This is a genomic window from Paraoerskovia marina DSM 21750 (assembly GCF_000701465.1).
Lineage (GTDB): Bacteria > Actinomycetota > Actinomycetes > Actinomycetales > Cellulomonadaceae > Paraoerskovia > Paraoerskovia marina.
The window spans coordinates 1,011,851-1,032,008 of the sequence record NZ_JNIY01000003.1 but is presented as its reverse complement, the minus strand read 5'-3'; the positions used below and the strand labels follow the sequence as shown (position 1 = coordinate 1,032,008).

Here is a 20,158-nt window from a genome sequence, read left to right as displayed (position 1 = left end):
GGTGGACGGCACGGCGCTGATCGAGCGGATGGGCACTTCCGCTGCCGCGTGCACGCAGTGCGGCATGGCGTCCGACCCCCGTGCCGCGTTCTGCGAGGCCTGCGGCACGCCGTTGCAGAACGCCTCCCGGTCTCCGTCGGTCCCCGTCACCGGCAGCGTCGCCTCCGCCCGGGTGCGCCCGGCGACGTCGTCGACCCCCACGTACCGGCAGCAGATGACCGCTCCGACGGCCCCGTCCCCGCCGACCGCCGAGCCGTGGCTGGTCGAGCGTTCCGTCGACCTCGGGTGGCACGCCTCGCAGCACGCGCTCGGCACGCCCCCGGCGCCCGGCGACCCGGAGCTCGTCACGGCGCGCGCCGCGTCGCTCACCGTCGGCCGCGAGTCGGGCCCCAACCCCGTCACCCCCGACATCGAGTGCGGCCACGACACCGCCGTCTCACGCGCGCACTGCCGGCTGACGACGGACGGTCGGCGATGGTGGGTCGAGGACCTGGGCTCGTCGAACGGGACCTATCTGCGACGGCGCGGCTCGCCGCTTCCCACGCACCGGCTCCCCGTCGGGCGCCAGCACGAGCTGCTCGACGGCGACCACGTCTACCTCGGCGCCTGGACCCGGATCGTCGTACGCCGGGCGCTGCCCGGAGAGTTCTAGTTTGTAGAGATCGTGCACAGAGCCCCGCGATAGCGGGCCCCGTGTTGGTGACTGTCGCCAGCCGGTTGTCGAGTGCCACCACCCCGACGGCCGAAAGAGTGGCCATGCTCCACGACGACCGGGACGAGGCGGTCGCGGAACAGTAGGGCGTGCCCGTCCCGGGCCCGACCGAAGGAGCTCTCGATGACCGAGTCAGTCACGTCCACCGCGCCGGCGTCCACCGCGCCCGCCCCGACCCGTCCCGCCGCGGTCGCGGCCCAGGTCGGCACGTTCGCCGCGCTGATCGCCGTCTTCGGGGTCGCCGGGACGATCCCGGTCCCCGGACTCCTGGTTCCGGTCACGCTGCAGACGCTGGCGGTCATGCTGGCCGGGGCGCTCCTCGGTCCGCGTCGCGGGGCGGCCGCCGTCCTGACACTGCTCGCGCTGGCTGCCGTCGGGCTGCCCGTGCTCTCCGGCGGACGTGGAGGCCTCGGGGTGTTCGTGAGCCCGTCGGCCGGATACCTGCTCGGCTGGGTCGTGGCCGCGTTCGTCGTCGGGCTGCTGGTCGACCGCTCGGTCGGTCGCCGTGGACGCCTGGCCTTTTGGCCCGTCCTCGTCGCGTGCCTCGTCGGTGGGATCGGTGCGCTCTACGCCGTCGCGATCCCGATCCTCGCGCTCGTGACGGGCATGGACCTCGCCGCAGCAGCTCTCGCCAACATCGTCTACCTGCCGGGAGACGCGCTGAAGGCCGTCCTGGCCGCGTCCGTCACCGTGGGCGTGGCGCGCGCCTACCCCGCCGTCCTCACACATCGGGGGTTCTGAGGACCCGTGCCGATCGCCCACCAGCTGCTCGCCCTGCGTGCGAAACCCTCCCGGCCGTCGCTCCGCGGCCCGGGGGGCGCCCGCACGAGCCACGAGGTGGCGGACGACGTGGTGGCCGGGGCGAGGGCTCTCGGCCTCTCGCCCGGAACCGTCGCCGTCGCTCTCGCCGACCCGGTCGACGCCCTGGTCGCGCTCCTGGCCGTCGACCTCGCCGGCGGGACCGGCCTGATGTGCGACGCAGGTTGGCCACCCGCGCAGCGGTCCGAGGCGCTGGCGACCCTCCGGCCCGACGCCGTGGTCGACGTCGCCCTGCCACGTGCCTCCGCCCGCGGTCGCGCCGCCGACGAGCGGGCGGACGGCGCGGCAGGTCCGTGGCCCCGCCCGGCGCCCGACGACCTCCCGTGGGCGGGCTTCAGCGCGGGCGCCACGGGCCGCCCCCGTGCCGTGGAGCGGACCCGTGCTTCGTGGACAGACTCGTTCGCCCACGTGACCGCGGTCCTGGGCACGCCCCCGGGGAGCCGCCTCCTGCTCCCGGGTCCCGTCTCGTCCTCGCTCTACTGCTTCGCGGCGCTACACGCCCTGGCGGACGGCGTCGAGGCGTGCTTCACCGCGACCGACGCCGACGCCGTCACCTCGCTGGCCCGCTGCGACGTGGTCCACACCGTCCCGTCCGTCGCCCACGACCTGCTGTCGGCGATCGGGGCCGGTGCGCCGTCGTCGGTCTCGCGGATGATCGTCGGGGGTGCGGCCCTCACCCCCGAGACCCGTGACCTCGCCGCGTCCCACGGCGTCCCGCTGGTCGCGTACTACGGCGCGGCGGAGCTCTCGTTCGTCGCGGTCGACTCGGGTGCCGGGCTCTACCCGTTCCCCGGCGTCGAGATCGACCGGAGGCCCGTCGTCGGTGCCCCGCACCTGGCCGAGGCATGGGTCCGGTCGCCGTGGACGGCCCGCGGATACCTGCGGGGTGTCCGAGGACCGCTCGTGCACGACGGCGACTGGGCGAGCGTCGGTGACCTCGTCGAGACCGACGGCCCGGCTCTGCGGCTTCGGGGCCGTGGCGAGGGCGCGATCACGACGAACGGCGCCACGGTGGTCCCCGAGGACGTCGAGGCCGCGCTGCGCCCGGTACCGGGCGTCCGGGACGTCGTCGTCGTGGGGGCGCCCCACCGCCGTCAGGGCTCCGTCGTCGTGGCCGTGGTCGAGTGCGAGCCGGGGTCGATGCTGCGCGGCCAGCTCGCCCGCGCGGCCCGGAGCGCGCTCGATCCGGTCCAGCGGCCCGCCCGGTGGTACGCCGTGTCGTCCTTGCCACGGGTGCACGGCAAGATCGCCCGCGGGCTCGTCAGCGCCTGGGTGCAGGACGACGTCCCCGAGCTGTCGGTGCTCGCATGAGCAGCGGGATCGTCCTCGACGACGTCCACGTCCGGCTCGGCGACCGCGACGTCCTGCGCGGCGTCGACCTGCGCCTGACCGAGCACCGGATCGGGATCGTCGGGGCGAACGGCTCGGGCAAGTCGACGCTCGCACGCCTGCTCAACGGCCTCGTCCTCCCCACCCGCGGCCGCGTCAGCGTGGACGGGCTCGACACCGCGCGCTCCGGCCCGGCGGTGCGGCGCCGCGTCGGCTTCGTCTTCACCGACCCCGATGCGCAGATCCTGATGCCCACCGTGGCGGAGGACGTCGAGTACTCGCTGCCCCGGACCCTGCCCCGCGCCGAGCGTGCACGACGGGTCGCCGAGGCCCTGACGACGGTGGGGCTCGCCGAGCACGCCGAGCACCCGGCGCACCTGCTCTCCGGCGGCCAGAAGCAGCTGCTCGCCCTGACCTCGGTGCTCGTGACCGAGCCCCGCGTCGTCGTCGCCGACGAGCCGACCACGCTCCTGGACCTGCGCAACACCCGCGAGATCGCGGCACGGCTGCTGGCGCTGCCGCAACAGCTCGTCCTCGTCAGCCATGACCTCGACGTCGTCGCCGGCACGGACCGCGTCCTCGTCGTCGACGAGGGACGCCTGGTCGCGGACGACGAACCCGGCCCCGCGCTCGACCACTACCGACGGCTGATGTCGTGACCCGGGGCCCGTCCGCCCTGCACCGCCTCCCCGCCGGAGCCAAGCTCGCCGCCCTCGCGGCGGGCTCGCTCGGCCTGATCCTCGTGGACTCGCTCCCGGGAGTGCTCGCCGCCCTCGGGCTCGTCGCCGCCGGCTACGCGGCGGCCCGGATCTCGCCGCGGCTCGCCTGGGAGCAGGTCCGTCCCGTCGCCCTGCTCGTGGCGATCCTCTTCGGGGCGCAGATCTGGATGATCGGTCTCGAGCCCGCGGCGGTGGTCGCACTGCGGGTGGTCGTCCTCGTGGCGCTCGCCGGCCTGGTCACGCTCACCACGCGGGCCGGCGACCTCCTGGCGACGATCGAGCGGGCCGCGCACCCGTTGCGCGGGGTCGGCGTCGACCCCGCCCGGATGGCGCTCGTCCTGTCCCTCGCCATCCGGGGCATCCCTGTGCTCGCCGACGTCTCCCGCCGGGTCCAGGACGCCCAGCGAGCCCGCGGACGCCGTGACGTCCGGGCCTACGCGGTCCCGGTCGTCGTCGGGGCGCTGCGGCGCGCGGACGCCGTCAGCGAGGCCCTGGCTGCCCGGGGTCGGGCGGACTGACGTCGGCGGCCTGGGCACGGTCGTGGAGCCGTGTCACGATCACCACGACCCCGAGCACGACGACGGAGACGCAGATCCCGGCGAGGACGTCGGTGACGAAGTGATACCCCAGGTACAGCCGGCTGCCGCCCACGAGGCCGATGATCACGACGCTGGCCACGGCCCAGAGCGCCAGGCGCACCCCGCCGTGACGGCGGTGCCAGATCAGGTACCCCGCGACGAGCACCAGCGTCGACGCCCCGATCGTGTGGCCGGACGGGAACGAGAACGACGTCTCGAAGCCCGGGACCGACATGTACTCGTCCGGCGGCCGGGGGCGGCCGACGAGGAGCTTCAGGACGACGGAGAGGCCGCTGGCCAGGATCATCGCGCCGGTCAGCACCGCGGGGTCCCACCAGCTTCCGGTCCGCCACGCGTACAGCAGCGAGACGGCCAGCACGACGATCGGCAGGACCAGCGGCCCGAAGGCGTTCGTGACGAAGGTCATCACGTCGGTCATCGCCGGCGTCCGGTTCTCGGCGAGCCACTCGAGCACCGGCGAGTCGACCACGAAGAGGTCGTCCTGCTCGGTGACGGCGTCAAGAAGGCCGAAGAATCCTGCCGCCCCGAGGAGGATGAGGAGCGCTCCCGGCCACACGGTCCGCCAGACGGGCGGTTGTTCGGTCGACTGCATGACGTGAGCGTAGGTGTGGACGGTGCGACGCGCAGGCGAGACGCCCTAGTGTGTGGGGGTGAGCCCTGTGACATCGAACGCCAATGACCGGATCGTCTGGATCGACTGCGAGATGACGGGACTCGACCTGGACGCCGACGTCCTCGTCGAGGTCGCCGCCGTCGTGACGGACTCCGAGCTGAACGTGCTCGGCGAGGGGGTGGACGTCGTCATCCGCCCGCCGGACGCCGCGCTCGACCAGATGAACGACTTCGTGCGCGAGATGCACACCACCTCGGGTCTGATCACCGAGCTCGAGGCCGGCACGACGATCGAGGACGCCCAGGCGCAGGTCCTCGCGTACATCCGCGCGTGGGTGCCCGAGGCGGGCAAGGCTCCGCTCGCCGGGAACTCCGTCGGCACCGACAGGGGCTTCCTCGAGCGCGCGATGCCCGAGCTCGTCGAGCACCTGCACTACCGGATCGTCGACGTCTCCTCGATCAAGGAGCTCGCCCGCCGCTGGTACCCGCGCGTCTACTTCGCGTCGCCGGAGAAGACGGGCGGCCACCGCGCTCTCGGCGACATCCTCGACTCGATCGACGAGCTCCGGTACTACCGCGAGATCCTGCTCGTCCCGCAGCCCGGACCGGACACGAAGACGGCCCGTGCCGCGGCCGAGAAGGTCAAGGAGACGAGCGTCACGCACGCGATCGGTCCGAACGGCCCGACGGAGTCGTAACCGACCGCCGGGACCAGGTACACTTTTCGACGGTCGCCACGCCGTTTTCCTCGCAGAGGAACGACGTCGCAGCGTCCCCTGGTGGGTATAGCTCAGCTGGTAGAGCACCTGGTTGTGGTCCAGGGGGTCGCGGGTTCAAGTCCCGTTACTCACCCCAGCACGAAGGCCGCCCCGCATCGCGCGGGGCGGCCTTCGTCGTTCCTTCGGTCAGACCTGCGCGGCGATCGCGTCGGCGAAGCGGTTCACGGCGCCGTCGAAGGTCGACATGAACAGGGACGGCTCGGTGAGCTCGACCTCGATGATCATCGGGTCGCCGTCCTCGCCCCAGACGAGGTCCACCCGTGCGTACAGCGGCATCCCGGCGTCGGAGACGGCGTCCGTGACGACGTCGAGGGCCCTGCGGGCGACGTCGAGCTGCGCCTGCGTGGGCTCGTGGGAGCGGACGATCTCGCGCCGGTAGAGGCCGCGCGTGGGCTGGTGCGGCCCCGTCAGCCGGGTGCTGGTCGTGACGGCGTAGGCGAACTCACCCTCGAAGAAGACGAGACGGGCCTCCCCCGCGGTGTCGACGCTCTTGACGTACGGCTGCACCATGACGTGGCGGCCGTCGGCCAGCAGGCGCTTGACGTGCGCGATCGCGAGCCCCCGGGAGGGCGCCTCGCCGGCGAGGTACCGGCCGGTGTCCTGGGCGCCCGCGCTCACGACGGGCTTGATGACGAAGTCTCCCTGGGCGGGCATCCGGGTGTGGATGGCCTGCGCGCTGAGCTTGCGCGCGGGGTCGAGCCAGAGGGTCGGGATGATCGACAGGCCCGCGGACTCGAGCTCGCGCAGGTAGTACTTGTCCGTGTTCCACCGCAGGATCGGCTCGGGGTTGATGATCGTGCCGACGCTCGCGGCCCAGGAGACGAACTCGTCGCGGCGCGCGGAGTAGTCGTAGACGGACCGCACGACGACGGCGTCGAACGCCGACCAGTCCACGGAGGGGTCGTCCCACACGACGGCGACCGCGTCGATGCCGCGTGCCTCCAGTGCGGGGATCAGCGGTGCGTCGTCGGCGTCGAGGTTCGGCAGGACGGCGCAGGTCGCCAGGGCGACCCGAGGGCGAGAGGTGGTGTTCTGATCGTCGGTCACGACGACCAGCCTAGTCGCCGCCCCCGCGTCAGAGCCCGTACGTCTCCAGGAGCCGCAGCCAGACCTCGCTCACCGTGGGGTAGGCGGGCACCGCGTGCCAGAGACGCTCGACCGGCACGGCACCGACGACGGCGACGGTCGCGGCGTGGAGCATCTCCCCCGCCTCGGGCCCGACGAAGGTCGCCCCCACCAGCACCCGCCGGTCCTCGTCGACGACGATCGTCGCGGTCCCGGCGAAGTCGGCGCCCATGAGGTAGCCGCCGGCGGTGTCCTCGAGCGCGAACGAGACCGCCCGTACCCGCATCCCGGCGTCCTGGGCCTGCTTCTCGGTCAGGCCGACCGAGGCGACCTGCGGCCGGGTGAAGACGACCTGGGTCTGCGCCACGACGTCGGAGGTCGACGCGTACCGCGTCCAGGGCTCCGGCTCGGCGCCCGGCTCAGGCACCGGCCCGCCCCACGCGGGCTGCTCGTCGCCGTGCCGTGCGGCGATCACGTCGCCGACCACCCGCGCCTGGTACTTGCCCTGGTGCGTCGTCGTGATCCCGGCGACGGCGTCCCCCACGCCGTAGAGCCAGTGCCCCTCTGCCTCCTGGACCAGCCCGGTCGGGTCGACGTCGAGTCCCCGTGGCGCCTCGATCCCGAGGCTCTCCAGACCGACGTCGCCCGTGCGCGGCACACGTCCCGAGGCGACGAGGATCTGGTTGGCCGTGACGGAGGACGTCGTGCCGTTGCTCTGGTATGTCAGGGTCACCGACCCGTCGTCGCGCCGGACCACCTCGGTGGCCTCGGCACCGAGGACGACGTCGACGCCCATCTCGCGCAGGTGCGCGGCCACGGCCTCGCCGGCCGCCGGTTCCATCGCGCCGAGGAGTACGGAACGGGTGACAAGGGTGACGTCGGCGCCGAGGTCCCGGTAGGCGGTCGCCATCTCCGAGCCGACGACGCCGCCACCGAGCACGACGAGCGATCCTGGCACCTCGTCGGCGCTGGTCGCCTCGCGGCTGCCCCACGGGGACGCCGTCTCGAGGCCGGGAACCGGCGGGAGCACGGGTACCGAGCCGGTCGCGACCACGACGGCGTGACGGGCGACGAGCGTGCGCTCGCGCGCGCCGTCGACCTCCGCGAGCGCCGACGACGTCACCTGGACCGTCCGGGGCGCGACGATGCGTCCGTGGCCCCGCACGAGCGTCATCCCGGCGTCCGCGATCCAGTCGGCCTGCGACTCGTCGTCCCAGCCGTGGGTCACCTCGTCACGGTGCGCGAGGATCGCCCGGACGTCCAGCGCCGGGACGTCCCCGACGCCCACGACGGACTCCGCCGCCTCGACGGCGGCACCGGGCCGCAGGAGCGCCTTCGACGGCATGCAGGCCCAGTACGAGCACTCCCCGCCTGCGAGCTCGGACTCGACGACCGCCACCGAGAGTCCCGTGCGGGCCGCGCGGTCCGCGACGTTCTCCCCGACCGGGCCCGCGCCGATCACGACAACATCAAACTCGTCCGTCTGAGATTCCATGCCTCCATCGTCGCCCGCGGGGGCACCCGACGCACCCGCGGCCGTCACCGGCCGCGACCTACCGACGACGGTAGGTCAGGTCGGTGATCTCGCGACCCGCGGCGTGCGCCTTCTCCTCGAAGGACGTCAGCACACGTCCGTCGAACCGCTCGACCTTCCCGTCGACGCCGAGGGGCTCGAAGCGGTCGTCGGCACCGACCACGGCCTGCATGTGCTCGGCGTAGTCGGCCCAGTCCGTCGCGAGCCGCCACAGTCCTCCCGGTCGCAGCACCCGGTGGACAAGCCCGGCGAACGACGGCGAGACGAGCCGGCGCTTGGTGTGCCGCGCCTTGTGCCAGGGGTCGGGGAAGAACGTCCAGACCTCCTCCACGCTGCAGGGCGCCAGCGCGTGCTCGAGCAGCTCGGGAGCGTTGACCTGCGCGAGGCGCAGGTTCGACAGGCCCGCCAGGTGCGCGCGCCGGATCGTGTGTGCGAGACCGGGCGTGTAGACCTCCAGGGCCAGGAAGTCCCGTCCCGGGTCCGCCTGGGCCGCAGCCAGCACCGCCTCTCCCTTGCCCGAGCCGACCTCGACGACCAGGGGGGCGGCACGGCCGAACTCCGCCGCGGCGTCAAGCTCCCACGACGGGTCGACCGACGTCGTCGCCCGCGCCCGGGGCACGTCGACGAGGTACTCGTCGCGGTGCTCGTCCCACGCGCGCTGCTGGCCGGTGTTGAGCCGGTCGGAGCGGCGCACGAACGAGACGGTCTCTCGACGGAAGCGCGGTTCGCCGTCTCGGGTCAGGGGCATGTCGTTCTGCTCAGGCACCCGACAAGCCTACGGGGAACGCCGAAGGCCCCGGTCGAGGTGACCGGGGCCTTCGTGGTGGTGCGCCATCATGGACTCGAACCATGAACCCGCTGATTAAGAGTCAGCTGCTCTGCCAATTGAGCTAATGGCGCGCGAGAAGAAACATTAGCAGCGTCTGCCCCGATGGTAAAAACCAGATCGGGCCGCAGCCGGTGTGACCTCGGCAACACCGGCTCGGAGACGCGATCTCGGGCACGCCCGCGAGGCCGGCGGGAGGCCGTAGGCTCGCTCGGGACGCCGCCGAGGCGGCGAGGACCGCACGCGAACCACTGGAGGACCCATGACCGACCGACTGGCCGCCGGCGACACGGCGCCCGACTTCACCCTGGCGACGGCCGACGGCGGCGAGGTGACGCTCTCCGACCTTCGTGGCCGCCACGTCGTCGTCTACTTCTACCCGGCAGCCGCGACGCCGGGCTGCACGACGCAGGCCTGCGACTTCCGCGACGCCCTCGCCTCGCTCCAGGGCGCCGGCTACACGGTGCTGGGCGTCTCCCCCGATCCCGTGGAGAAGCTCGCTCGGTTCGCCGCGGACGAGTCGCTGACGTTCCCCCTCCTCAGCGACCCCGACCGGACGGTGCTCGAGGCCTACGGCGCCTACGGGGAGAAGAAGAACTACGGCAAGACCGTGGTCGGCGTGATCCGCTCCACCGTGGTCGTGGCGCCGGACGGCTCCGTCGAGCTCGCGCAGTACAACGTGCGCGCCAAGGGCCACGTCGCCAAGCTCCGCCGCGACCTCGGGATCGACGAGGCCTGAGGGCCGGAGACCGCTCCGCCTCGCGTTGGGTAGGCTGGGCGGTCGCGCGCGAGTGGCGTAATTGGCAGCCGCGCCAGGTTTAGGTCCTGGTGTCTTCGGACGTGCGGGTTCGAGTCCCGCCTCGCGCACCGACGACGAGACCCCCGGCAGCGCTGCTGCCGGGGGTCTCGTGCTGCGGGTGCCTCGGAATCCCCCGGCCAGATCGCGCCCCGACTACGAGATGCTGAGAGTCACAGGCGTGTCGTAGTCCACCATGTACTTGAACTTTCCACCGAACTCAGCGTCGTCGTACGCATACGACAGGTATGAAGTAGCGTCCGCAACGATCTCCGTGACGTTCGCCGCGACGGGTTGACGGACAACTCCATCCGGTCCGACGTATACGGGTGCATAGTCGGCGAGCGCATCGACAGTCGAATCAACCTTGAGCACGACCCAGACGGCCCCTCCGTTCGACTCGTAGGAGTTCGCTACCGTGACGACCTGACCCTTCGCAGACTTGCTGTCATGGGACGACCCGAGAACCTCTTCGAGAGCTCCTGACGCTCCAGTCCAGGACTCCAACTTGCCCGCATCGGTCACCTGAAAGTCTGACCACGTGTAGTCAGCCGGCTCACTGCCATCGCCTGTGACGTCCCGGAACGAGATGTCGACCACCTGCAGGTCCTCGTCCGGATCGAACGAATATCCAGCGTCGTAGTAGTGGGGATCGAAGCCTGCGGCCTGTTGCGCGAGATTCGAGTTTCGAATGTATGAAACGTACTCCGCCGCAGGACTCCCTTCGGCAACAATGCCCTCAGAGGCATCGACGTCGCCGTTATGCACAGCCTCGACGAAAGCCGCAACCTCACTCCAGTGCGCCGCGACAGGATCTGACGGCTCCGAGGGCGTCGGATCCGCGGCGACAGCGTCAGTAGTCACACTGACGCCTGGCTCAACATCGGCGTCAACGGCACCTTCACTCTCGCTACACGCCCCCAAAAGCACTGCAAGCCCAACAAACATGACGAAGCCGACGATTGGTAAACCATTTCGTTTCATGCTGAATACGCTACTCGAGTTCCTACTTGCTCCCGTGCCAACGTCGGGTGAACTTTGACCCTCCAATGACACGACGAGACCCCCGGCAGCGCTGCTGCCGGGGGTCTCGTGCTGCGGGCGTCAGGAGCACCCGCGCGGGGTTCAGAAGCCGATCAGGCCTTGGCCTCGTCCGCACCGTGGTCGGACGCCTCGTGCTCGGCGATCGCCTGACGGACCTCGTCCATGTCCAGGCCCTTGACGGCGTTGACGACCTCGGCGAGCTGCGGCGCGGGGAGCGCACCGGGCTGCGAGAAGACGAGGATGCCCTCGCGGAACGCCATCAGCGTCGGGATGGACGTGATCCCGGCGGCCGACGCGAGGCCCTGCTCGGCCTCGGTGTCGATCTTGCCGTGGACGATCTCGGGGTTCTCGTCCGAGGAGGCCTCGAAGACGGGGCCGAACTGCTTGCACGGCCCGCACCACTCGGCCCAGAAGTCGACCAGGACGATGTCGTTGTCCTTGATCGTGGTCTCAAAGGTGTCCTGCGTGAGGTTGGTGGTCGTCATGACCGTCCTTTCGTCTGTCGCGATCATGCGTTCATAGGGCGTAGCACCTCGAGCCTCGCAGGTATTCCCGCACAGTTCGCGGGCAACCGCAGGGCCCTCGCGTGGTCCTCGTCACAGCGCAGACCCATTAGGCTGCGCGAATGACCGCTGCGCTGCGTCCTGGGACCGTCACCCGCTATGCCGTCGGATCGGTCGGCACGGGCGGGTTCGGGACGTTGCCCGGCCTGGTGCTCCTCTACTACCTCACGGACGCGCTCGCCGTCCCGGCGCTGGTCGCCGGCGGCGTCGTGACGCTCGCCAAGGTCTGGGACGTCGTCGTGAACCCGCTCGTGGGCTACGCGAGCGACCGGGACCTGGCCCGCACCGGGTCCCGGCGGCGTCTGATGGTGATCGGCGGCGTCACCATCCCCCTCACGTTCGCCCTCACGTTCGCCGTCCCCCCGGGGCTCGACCCGTGGATGTCGGCCACGTGGGTCTTTGTCGCGTTCGTCCTGACCGCCACGGCCTTCAGCCTCTTCCAGGTGCCGTACATCGCGCTGCCGGTCGAGATCGCCCCCACGTACGACGACCGCACCCGGTTGCTGGCGTGGCGCGTGGCGATCCTCGCCGTCGCGATCCTCGCCTTCGGCGGCGGCGGGCCGATCCTGCGCGGCGACGGCGACGAGCTCTGGGGCTACCTCCGGATGGGCGTCGTCGCCGGTCTGGTCATCGGCATCGGCATGCTGGTCGCAGCGGGCGCCGCGCCGCGCGGCCCGGCCCAGGCCGTCGCCCCCGAGCGGCAGCCTGTCGGCGTCGTCATCCGGGGCGCCGCACGGACGGCTCGCGCCACCCTTGCCCGCTCGCAGGCGTTCCGTGCCCTCTTCTTCGCCTTCGTCCTGCAGGCGCTCGGCGTCGGCCTGCTCCTCGCCGGGGCGCAGTACGTCGCGACGTACCTGCTGGAGTCCGAGGCCGCGGTGACCCTGCTCTTCGCCGCCCTGATCGCCCCCGCGCTCCTGACGATGCCCCTGTGGTCGGCGGTGACCCGGCGGCTCGGGAAGGAGCGCGGGTTCATCCTCGCGACGGTGCTGTTCGCCGTCGCGACGGCCGCGATGATCCCCGTCATCTGGTCGCCCGGCCCGTGGATCTACGGGCCGACGGCGCTCGCCGGGATCGCGTACGCAGGCCTCCAGGTGCTCCCGCTCGCCATGCTCCCCGACGTCGTCGAGGACGACGCCCGCCGGTACGGCGCCGGCGCCGGCGGGGCGTTCTCGGGGCTGTGGACCGCCGGCGAGACGGCGGGCATGGCACTCGGCGGGACCCTCCTGTCCCTGCTCCTCGCCGCCACGGGATTCGTCCCCAGCGCTGCCGGGGTCGACGTCACCCAGCCCTCGTCGGCACTGCTCGGGATCGGGATCGGGTTCTCCGTCCTCCCGGCGCTCCTGGCGGCAGCGAGCCTGCCGATCCTCATGAGGTACCGTCTGCGCCGGGGGGACTTTGACCGTAGTGAACTATCCCAGGAGGCCTCCCCGTGAACGCCACGCCCTCGTCCGAGCCCGTCCCCGTGAACACCGACGGGATCCTCGACCGGCTCGCCGAGCTCCGCAAGGCCGACGCGCCGACGCACGGGGGCCGCGTCCTTTCCTACGTCTACGACCCGGGCCTCGCCGCCCTGGACGAGCTCGCCGCCTCGGCGATCCGCTCCGTCCAGCACCTGAACGGGCTCGACCCGACGACGTTCACCTCGATCGGCGTCATGGAGCGCGAGCTCCTCACGTTCGCAGGCCAGGTCCTGCACGGCGACGCCGATGTCGTCGGGTCCGTGACCTCCGGCGGGACCGAGAGCTGCACCCTCGCGGTGAAGATCGGCCGCGAGGACTGGCGCGCCCGCAACCCGCGGCGTGCACCCGGTGACCGCGCCCGCATCGTCATCCCGACCACCGCGCACGCCGCGTTCCGCAAGGCCGCCGGGCTGCTCGACCTCGACCTCGACCTCGTCCCCGTCGACCCCGCCACCGGGGTCCCGACCGCGGCCGACATGATCGCGCGGCTCGGCGAGGACGTCGCGCTCGTCGTCGTGTCCGCACCCGCCTACCCGCACGGCGCGGTCGACCCGGTGCGCGAGGTGGCTGCCGCCGCGTCCGCGCAGGGCATCGCGGTGCACGTCGACGCGTGCGTCGGCGGGTGGGTACTGCCGTTCTGGGAGGCCGCCGGGGGTGCCGACGTCCCCGACTTCGACTTCCGTGTCCCCGGGGTCACCAGCATCTCCGCCGACGTCCACAAGTACGGGTACGTCCCCAAGGGCACGTCCGTGCTGCTCGTACGCGGCCGTGACCTGCAGCGCCACCAGTTCTTCTCGGTGACCGACTGGCCCGGCTACCCCGTCGTCAACGCGACGCTCGCCGGCTCGCGGTCGGCCGGGCCCCTCGCCGCGGCCTGGGCCGTCACGCAGGCGCTCGGCGTCGACGGCTACGTCGCGCTGACCCGCCGGTGCCGTGAGGCGACCGACGTGCTCGCCGCCCAGGTCGACGAGATCGAGGGACTCACCGTGCTCGGGAGCCCGGACGGCCCGCTGCTCGCCGTCATCACGGACGAGTCGGTCCGCGAGGACCGGCGTGTCGACCCGCACCTGTGGGCCGACGAGGTGCGGACGCTCGGCTGGGTCCTGCAGACCCAGCCCGGACTGGTCCAGTCGGACGGCACACGCCTGCCCCACACGACGCACCTGACCGTCACCCCGGTGACGGCCGACGTGGTCGACGAGCTCGCCGGCGCGCTCGTGACGGCGGCCGACCGGATCCGCGGCACCGCCCGCCCCGCCCCGGAGCAGGTCCTCGCTCACGTGCTGGGGACCGCCGCGCCCGGGGTCGACCCGCACGCGGCGCTCGCCGTCTTCGACCAGGCCGACGCGGACGCGGTGTGGAACATCGTGCGCGGCGCACTGCTCGACGAGGGCGACGGCGGACCGACCGTCCCCACGCGCCTCACCCCGCTGCTCTCGCTCGTCGAGGCGCTCCCGCCCCACGTGAGCGGTCGCATGCTCGTCGAGGTCGTGGCACGCATCTCGGAGCCGCAGAGCGTGCCGGTGGAACCGACGGCCTCGGCGGGGTAGAACTGTCGGGTGACTGACACGGCAGACATCGGCCCCGAGGACTTCGATCCCACCGACACCACCCCGACGCCGGCGGGGTGGATGACCAGCGAGGAGATCGCGGCCGCCCGCGCCCAGCTCCCCATCGTCTACGTCGACGCGATCCCGGTCCGCGTGGACGACTCCGGTGACGTCGTCGCCGTCGGGCTGCTCCTGCGGGTCAACGCCGAGGGGCAGATGACCCGCGCGCTCGTCTCGGGGCGGGTGATGTACCACGAGCGCATCCGCGACGCGCTCCTGCGCCACATCGAGAAGGACCTGGGGTCGGTCGCGCTCCCCCAGATCCCGGCCTCACCGCAGCCCTTCACCGTCGCCGAGTACTTCCCGACGCCGGGCATCACCCCGTTCCACGACCCGCGCCAGCACGCGGTCTCGCTCGCCTACGTCGTCCCGGTCACCGGGGACTGCCAGCCGCAGCAGCACTCGCTCGACCTCGCGTGGCTCACGCCCGAGGAGGCTTGCGAGGACACCGTCATGGTGGAGATGCACGGCGGCCAGGGGGCTCTGCTGCGGCAGGCGATGGCGCACGTCGGGCGCCTCGGGTGACCCGCTAGCCCAGGTCGAGCGTCGGCCAGTCCGCGAGCTCGGCGCGCATCCGGCGGTCGTGGGTGGCGACGACGACCGCGGCGGGTGTGATCCGCAGCGCGCGCGTGAGCTCGTCGACGAGGTCGATCGACAGATGGTTGGTCGGCTCGTCGAGCAGCAGGACGTGGGGCACCGTCAGGAGCGCACGGGCCAGGTCGAACCGTCGACGCTGACCTGCCGAGAGCTCCGAGAGCGGTCGGTCGAGGTCCTCCTCGCTCAGCAGTCCCAGGAACGCGACGGGGACGAGGTGCTCGGGGTCCAGCGACCCGGCGGCGAGCCGGTCGAGGGCCTCGCGGGCGAACGCGTCGAAACCGCTCGCCCCCGGGACGACCGCCGCGCCCTCCTGCTCGACCGCGCCGACCCGTGCGCCGTCGATCACCGTCCGCGTCCCGCGCGCGAGCCCGACCGACCCCGCGAGGGCGCGGAGCAACGTCGACTTCCCGGAGCCGTTCGCCCCGGTCACGAGCAGGCGCCCGCTCGGCGGGACCGCGATCCGCGTGCCCGGCAGGTCGAGCAGCACCGAACCGACGCTCTCGACCCGGGGGTGCCGGACGTCCAGCACGGGTTCGCCCGGGTCCCAGCCCGGAGCCATCGCGACGAGGTCCGGGAACACCAGCTCCAGCGGCGGGACGGGGACCTCGACCGCCTGCTCCTCCAGCTTCTGCGCGAGCCGGTCGGCAGACTTCACGTGCTGCCGGGCCCGCGTGGCGCGCCGGTGCTTCTGGCTTCCCTTGGGCGGCCGCCACTCGTCCGACAGGCCCTCGTAGGAACGGTCCAGCACCTGCGCGAGGTGTTCGGCACGCTGACGTTCGGCGCGGTACCGACGCCGCCACTTCTTCAGGGCCTGGTTCTTGGCGAAGCGGTAGGCGAGGTACCCCGGCTGGCCGTAGAGCACCGGCCGGCCGTCGACCGACGGGTCGAGGTCCAGGATCGCGGTCGCGACGTCGTCGAGCAGCTCACGGTCGTGCGTGACCACGACGACGCCTCCGCGCCAGGCGAGCAGCTCACCGGTGAGGAACTCGAGACCGGCGTCGTCGAGATGGTTGGTGGGCTCATCGAGCAGAAGCAGGTCGGAACGCTCCGCGAGGCGGCACGCCAGCCGGACGCGGAACCGCTGGCCGACGCTCAGTGTCGCGAGCTCCCGGTCGCGGTCGCGACACGCGCCCAGGCGTGAGAGCGCCACGTCGACCCGGCGGTCGGCGTCCCAGACGGCGAGGTGCTCGGCGGCCGCCATCAGGTCGCCGAGACGCGCCAGGTCCCCGCTCTCGTGGTCGAAGGCGTCGGTCTCCGCCTGGAGGCGTGCGGCCGCGGCCCGGAGCTCGCCGAGGCTCGCGTCGACGAGGTCGCCGACGCGCAGGCCGTCCGGCACCACCATCTCCTGCTCGACGACGGCCAGGGACCCGTCACGTCGGACGGATCCGCCCGCCGGGTCCAGCTCACCGGCGAGCAGCCGCAGCAACGTCGACTTGCCCGTGCCGTTCTCCCCCACCACACCGAGCCGGGCACCGGGGCCGACCGCGAGGTCGACGCGGTCCAGGACGGGCAGGTCGGGGTAGGAGAACGAGAGGTCCGAGGCGACGAGTTGCACGGCACAACCCTAGGCGGTCGCGCAGTAGGCTCGTCCTGTGAACCGTCCACGCCCCTCGGTCGTCCTCGCCGCCGCCGTCGCGGACCTGATCTGCGTGCTCGCGCTCGCCGTCGGCGGGTATCAGACCCACGACGCCGGGTCGACCGGGGCGACCGTGCTCCGCATCGTCTGGCCGTTCGCCGCCGGCCTCGGGCTCGGGTGGCTCGTGTCCCGGGCGTGGCGCCGACCGACCGCACTGTGGCCCACGGGCGTCGTCGTCTGGGGATGCGCCTGGGCGGGCGGCGTCGTCCTGCGGGTGCTGACGGACCAGGGCGCCGCTCCGGCGTTCCAGATCGTCTCGTTCGGGTTCCTCGCCGTGACGCTGCTGGGATGGCGCGGGGTGGTCGCGGCGGTCTCCGTCATCTGGCCCTCGGAGCGGCGACACCGCGCACAGGCTCTGCGTGGCGCGCCGCCCCGAGGTCGCTAGACCGACTCCCGCAGCACGCGGGCGATCTCCGGTGCCAGGGCGCGGAACGCCTGACCGCGGTGGCTGATCGCGTTCTTCTCGGCGGGAGCCAGCTCCGCGCACGAGCGATCCATGCCCGTCGGACGCAGGACCGGGTCGTACCCGAACCCGCCGTCGCCCCGGGGCGCACGGAGCAGGTCGCCGCGCAGCGCACCGGTCCGCACGACCTCCTCGCCCGACGGCGTCACGAGCGCGGCCGCGCAGACGAACCCCGCCGCGCGGTCCCCGTCCGCGACGTCGGCGAGCTGTGCGAGCAGCAGGTCGAGGTTGGCCCGGTCGTCGCCGTGGCGCCCGGCCCAGCGTGCGGAGAAGATTCCCGGGGCGCCGCCCAGCACGTCGACCGCAAGACCGGAGTCGTCGGCGACGGCCGGAAGGCCCGTCGCGGCCGCGAGCGCCCGCGCCTTGATCAGCGCGTTGGCCTCGAAGGTGACGCCGTCCTCGACGGGCTCCGGGGTCTGCAGGTCGGCCGCGGAGATCACGGCGTTGTCGGCGAGGTCCAGGCCGGGCTCGGCACCGAGGATCTGTCGCAGCTCGACCAGCTTGCCGCGGTTGTGCGTCGCGAGGACCAGCCGCGCGTGCGGCAGGGTCATCGTCCGGCGGGGGCGTCGGCGAGCGCCGCGCGCTGGATCTCGGCCAGGGTCGCGGTCCCGCCGACGGCCAGGTCGAGCAGGGAGTCGAGCTCGCCGCGGTTGAAGGGGGCTGCCTCGGCGGTCCCCTGCACCTCGACGAACGCTCCGCTGCCCGTGACGACGACGTTCATGTCGGTCTCCGCACGCACGTCCTCCTCGTAGGGCAGGTCGAGCATCGGGGTGCCGTCGATGATCCCGACGCTGATGGCGGACACCGAGTCGGTGAGCACCTCGGCCCCGCCGGTGATCGCCCCGTGGGCCCGCCCCCAGGCGATCGCGTCGGCGAGCGCCACGTAGGCGCCCGTGATGGCCGCGGTGCGGGTGCCGCCGTCGGCCTGCAGCACGTCGCAGTCGAGGACGATCGTGTTCTCGCCGAGCGCGGAGACGTCGACGACGGCGCGCAGGGAGCGTCCGATCAGGCGGGAGATCTCGTGCGTACGTCCGCCGATCTTGCCCTTGACCGACTCACGGCTGTTCCGGGAGTCCGTGGCCCGCGGGAGCATCGCGTACTCGGCGGTGACCCAGCCCTCGCCCGAACCCTTCTTCCAGCGCGGCACGCCCTCCGTGAAGGACGCCGCGCACAGTACCCGCGTCCGGCCGAACTCGACGAGGACGGAGCCCTCGGCGTGGTCGAGCCACCCCCGGGTGATACGGACGTCGCGGAGCTGGTCGAGGGCGCGGCCGTCGGCACGCTGCGGGCTGTTGTCGATGCTGATGCTCATGCGACCAGCCTAGTCGCCGCGCTCAGACGGAGAAGGTCGCCCCGGTGCTGGCGATCACCGTGGGACCGGAGTACTCGCCGGCCGCCTCGGCGAGCGTCAGGTCAAGATCGTTCCACGCCGGCACGTGCGTCAGCACGAGGGAGGAGACGTCCGCGGTGCGCGCGAGCCGTCCCGCGTCCTGCCCGGTCATGTGGATGCCGGGGTCGACGTCGGCGTCCCTGCCCTCGTGGAACGCGGCCTCGCTGAGCAGGAGGTCGGCCCCGCGCGCGAGGTCCACGACGGCGTCGCAGTAGTCGGTGTCGCCCGTGAACGTGAGCACCGCCGTCTCCCCCGGACGCTCCGTCGACGGGCCCGTCACGCGGAACCCGTAGGCCTCGACCGGGTGGTAGACCCGACGTGGCTCGATGGTCAGCGGCCCGACCGTGATCGGCTCCGTGTCACGGAGCCGGCGGAAGTCGAACTGGGCACCCATGTCCTCGCCCGGCCGGCCGGCGTAGGCCATCGACGCGCGCTCGGCGGTGTCCCGCGGGCCGAACACCGGCAGCGGTGCGCGGCCACCGTGCCGCTCGGTACCGCCGGTCGGGTGGTAGCGCAGATACACGTAGAGCCCGCAGACGTCGACGAAGTGGTCCGGATGCAGGTGGGAGAGCAGCACCGCGTCCAGGTCGAGCGGGTCGAGCACGCGCTGCAGCGCACCCAGCCCGCCGTTGCCCAGGTCGAGCAGGACGTTCCACGCGCGCCCGTCGGGCGACGTCGTCGCCGGGACCTGCACCAGGTAGCACGACGCCGGTGAGCTCGGTCCGGCGAACGACCCGGAGCACCCGACCGTCACCAGCCTCATCCGGTGGTCTCCACGATGCGCACCTCGGGTCCGAGGAACCGGCGGGCGAGCTTCTCGAACGGCTCGGGGCTGCCCGTCGCGACGAACCTGTGCTCCGGAGGACCGGCCTCCGGACTCCGCTCGAGCCCGTGCGCCACGAGCGTGCGGTAGACGTCCTTGGCGGTCTCCTCGGCGCTCGAGACGAGGGTCACGCCGTCGCCCATCACGTAGGAGATCGCACCGGTCAGCAGCGGGTAGTGCGTACAGCCCAGGACGAGCGTGTCCACCCCCGCCGCCTGCACGGGCTCGAGGTACTCCCGGGCGACGTCGAGGACCTCGGGCCCGGACGTGATCCCGGCCTCGACGAGGCGGACGAACTCGGGGCAGGCCTGGGACGTCAGCGTGAGTCCCGGCGCGACCGCGAGTGCGTCCTCGTAGGCGCGCGAGGCGATCGTCGCCTGCGTGCCGATGACACCGACCTGCCCCGACCGCGTGGCCGCGACGGCACGACGCGCCGCCGGCAGGATCACCTCGACGACCGGCAGCCCGTGGCGCACCTCGTACCGCTCGCGCGCGTCCCGCAGGACCGCCGCGGAGGCGCTGTTGCACGCGATGACCAGCATCTTGACACCGTCGTCGACCAGTCGGTCCATGATCGACATGGCCATCGCGCGGACGGCCGCGAGCGGCTTCGGGCCGTAGGGCGAGTTCGCGGTGTCGCCGATGTAGCGCAGCGACTCGTGCGGCAGCTGGTCGAGGATCGCGCGTGCCACCGTCAGGCCGCCGACCCCGGAATCGAAGATTCCGATGGGTGCGTCGTTCACCCGGTCAAGCCTAGTCGGGTCCCGTGCCGTTCGGGCGGT

Annotated in this window: 22 protein-coding genes and 3 tRNA genes; 13 read left to right on the top strand and 12 right to left on the bottom strand. The window is 72.5% G+C overall.

The window, feature by feature from the left end; translation table 11 throughout:
• Positions 1-64: 64 nt before the first annotated feature.
• From Q343_RS14835 to Q343_RS0104890, 5 genes are all read left to right on the top strand, one after another.
• A complete protein-coding gene (locus tag Q343_RS14835; RefSeq protein ID WP_248616736.1) occupies positions 65-652 on the top strand; it encodes an FHA domain-containing protein in 588 nt (195 codons plus the stop codon).
• A 183-nt stretch (positions 653-835) separates the two neighbouring features.
• Positions 836-1,453: a biotin transporter BioY gene (locus Q343_RS0104905; RefSeq protein ID WP_043109255.1), complete on the top strand. Its 618-nt coding sequence runs from the start codon at positions 836-838 to the stop codon at positions 1,451-1,453.
• Between the two features lie 6 nt (positions 1,454-1,459).
• Entirely contained in the window at positions 1,460-2,842 is a 1,383-nt protein-coding gene (locus Q343_RS0104900; RefSeq protein WP_029252470.1) for an AMP-binding protein, read from the top strand.
• Positions 2,839-3,519, top strand: coding sequence for an energy-coupling factor ABC transporter ATP-binding protein (locus Q343_RS0104895; RefSeq protein WP_052366857.1), 681 nt, complete (start codon positions 2,839-2,841; stop codon positions 3,517-3,519). The genes Q343_RS0104900 and Q343_RS0104895 overlap by 4 nt, the downstream gene beginning before the upstream one ends.
• A complete protein-coding gene (locus tag Q343_RS0104890; protein ID WP_029252468.1) occupies positions 3,516-4,097 on the top strand; it encodes an energy-coupling factor transporter transmembrane component T family protein in 582 nt (193 codons plus the stop codon). Before Q343_RS0104895 ends, Q343_RS0104890 begins: the two co-directional genes overlap by 4 nt.
• Here the strand turns inward: Q343_RS0104890 and Q343_RS0104885 are convergent.
• On the bottom strand, positions 4,060-4,770 hold the full coding sequence (locus Q343_RS0104885) for a phosphatase PAP2 family protein (RefSeq protein WP_029252467.1): 711 nt from the start codon (positions 4,768-4,770) through the stop codon (positions 4,060-4,062). The two genes, Q343_RS0104890 and Q343_RS0104885, sit on opposite strands and share 38 nt — an antisense overlap.
• A gap of 58 nt (positions 4,771-4,828) precedes the next feature.
• Here Q343_RS0104885 and orn point away from each other — a divergent pair, with 58 nt between their 5' ends.
• Both orn and Q343_RS0104875 read left to right on the top strand, forming a co-directional pair.
• On the top strand, positions 4,829-5,488 hold the full coding sequence (gene orn / locus Q343_RS13855; protein ID WP_029252466.1) for an oligoribonuclease: 660 nt from the start codon (positions 4,829-4,831) through the stop codon (positions 5,486-5,488).
• Positions 5,489-5,569: 81 nt separating this feature from the next.
• A tRNA-His gene (locus Q343_RS0104875) sits at positions 5,570-5,645 on the top strand.
• Between the two features lie 50 nt (positions 5,646-5,695).
• Here the strand turns inward: Q343_RS0104875 and Q343_RS0104870 are convergent.
• The 4 genes from Q343_RS0104870 to Q343_RS0104855 form a co-directional block, all read right to left on the bottom strand.
• On the bottom strand, positions 5,696-6,616 hold the full coding sequence (locus Q343_RS0104870; protein ID WP_029252465.1) for an ATP-grasp domain-containing protein: 921 nt from the start codon (positions 6,614-6,616) through the stop codon (positions 5,696-5,698).
• 28 nt (positions 6,617-6,644) lie between these two features.
• Positions 6,645-8,129 (bottom strand): dihydrolipoyl dehydrogenase family protein, encoded by a 1,485-nt coding sequence (locus Q343_RS0104865; RefSeq protein ID WP_029252464.1) that lies wholly within the window; start codon positions 8,127-8,129, stop codon positions 6,645-6,647.
• A gap of 58 nt (positions 8,130-8,187) precedes the next feature.
• Complete coding sequence (gene trmB / locus Q343_RS0104860; protein ID WP_428829335.1) at positions 8,188-8,934, bottom strand: tRNA (guanosine(46)-N7)-methyltransferase TrmB; 747 nt, start codon at positions 8,932-8,934, stop codon at positions 8,188-8,190.
• A 58-nt stretch (positions 8,935-8,992) separates the two neighbouring features.
• Positions 8,993-9,068 (bottom strand) — tRNA-Lys (locus Q343_RS0104855).
• Between the two features lie 188 nt (positions 9,069-9,256).
• On the opposite strand from Q343_RS0104855, the gene bcp reads away from it, so the two are divergent.
• Both bcp and Q343_RS0104845 read left to right on the top strand, forming a co-directional pair.
• Entirely contained in the window at positions 9,257-9,733 is a 477-nt protein-coding gene (bcp, locus tag Q343_RS0104850; protein ID WP_029252462.1) for a thioredoxin-dependent thiol peroxidase, read from the top strand.
• A gap of 46 nt (positions 9,734-9,779) precedes the next feature.
• Positions 9,780-9,861: transfer RNA gene (locus Q343_RS0104845), tRNA-Leu, on the top strand.
• 85 nt (positions 9,862-9,946) lie between these two features.
• On the opposite strand, the gene Q343_RS0104840 is transcribed toward Q343_RS0104845, so the two are convergent.
• Entirely contained in the window at positions 9,947-10,774 is an 828-nt protein-coding gene (locus tag Q343_RS0104840) for a hypothetical protein (RefSeq protein ID WP_155990629.1), read from the bottom strand.
• 152 nt (positions 10,775-10,926) lie between these two features.
• Positions 10,927-11,319: a thioredoxin gene (trxA, locus tag Q343_RS0104835; protein WP_029252460.1), complete on the bottom strand. Its 393-nt coding sequence runs from the start codon at positions 11,317-11,319 to the stop codon at positions 10,927-10,929.
• 140 nt (positions 11,320-11,459) lie between these two features.
• On the opposite strand from trxA, the gene Q343_RS0104830 reads away from it, so the two are divergent.
• From Q343_RS0104830 to Q343_RS0104820, 3 genes are read left to right on the top strand one after another with little or no spacing between them, the layout of a single operon-like run.
• Positions 11,460-12,830: an MFS transporter gene (locus Q343_RS0104830; RefSeq protein WP_029252459.1), complete on the top strand. Its 1,371-nt coding sequence runs from the start codon at positions 11,460-11,462 to the stop codon at positions 12,828-12,830.
• Entirely contained in the window at positions 12,827-14,407 is a 1,581-nt protein-coding gene (locus Q343_RS0104825; RefSeq protein ID WP_248616735.1) for a pyridoxal phosphate-dependent decarboxylase family protein, read from the top strand. Before Q343_RS0104830 ends, Q343_RS0104825 begins: the two co-directional genes overlap by 4 nt.
• A gap of 9 nt (positions 14,408-14,416) precedes the next feature.
• On the top strand, positions 14,417-14,992 hold the full coding sequence (locus tag Q343_RS0104820; RefSeq protein WP_029252457.1) for an NUDIX hydrolase family protein: 576 nt from the start codon (positions 14,417-14,419) through the stop codon (positions 14,990-14,992).
• A 4-nt stretch (positions 14,993-14,996) separates the two neighbouring features.
• Here Q343_RS0104820 and Q343_RS0104815 read toward each other — a convergent pair whose 3' ends face one another.
• Positions 14,997-16,619, bottom strand: coding sequence for an ABC-F family ATP-binding cassette domain-containing protein (locus tag Q343_RS0104815; RefSeq protein ID WP_029252456.1), 1,623 nt, complete (start codon positions 16,617-16,619; stop codon positions 14,997-14,999).
• Positions 16,620-16,656: 37 nt separating this feature from the next.
• Here Q343_RS0104815 and Q343_RS0104810 point away from each other — a divergent pair, with 37 nt between their 5' ends.
• Positions 16,657-17,085 (top strand): DUF3054 domain-containing protein, encoded by a 429-nt coding sequence (locus Q343_RS0104810; protein WP_081829613.1) that lies wholly within the window; start codon positions 16,657-16,659, stop codon positions 17,083-17,085.
• On the opposite strand, the gene rdgB is transcribed toward Q343_RS0104810, so the two are convergent.
• From rdgB to murI, 4 genes are read right to left on the bottom strand one after another with little or no spacing between them, the layout of a single operon-like run.
• Positions 17,082-17,714 (bottom strand): RdgB/HAM1 family non-canonical purine NTP pyrophosphatase, encoded by a 633-nt coding sequence (gene rdgB / locus Q343_RS0104805; RefSeq protein WP_029252454.1) that lies wholly within the window; start codon positions 17,712-17,714, stop codon positions 17,082-17,084. The genes Q343_RS0104810 and rdgB overlap by 4 nt on opposite strands.
• Positions 17,711-18,475 carry a ribonuclease PH gene (rph, locus tag Q343_RS0104800; RefSeq protein WP_029252453.1) on the bottom strand — a complete coding sequence of 255 codons (765 nt, stop codon included), beginning with the start codon at positions 18,473-18,475 and terminating at the stop codon, positions 17,711-17,713. Before rph ends, rdgB begins: the two co-directional genes overlap by 4 nt.
• 22 nt (positions 18,476-18,497) lie before the next feature.
• Positions 18,498-19,316, bottom strand: coding sequence for an MBL fold metallo-hydrolase (locus Q343_RS0104795; protein ID WP_029252452.1), 819 nt, complete (start codon positions 19,314-19,316; stop codon positions 18,498-18,500).
• Positions 19,313-20,119, bottom strand: coding sequence for a glutamate racemase (gene murI / locus Q343_RS0104790; protein WP_029252451.1), 807 nt, complete (start codon positions 20,117-20,119; stop codon positions 19,313-19,315). The genes Q343_RS0104795 and murI overlap by 4 nt, the downstream gene beginning before the upstream one ends.
• Between the last annotated feature and the right edge of the window lie 39 nt (positions 20,120-20,158).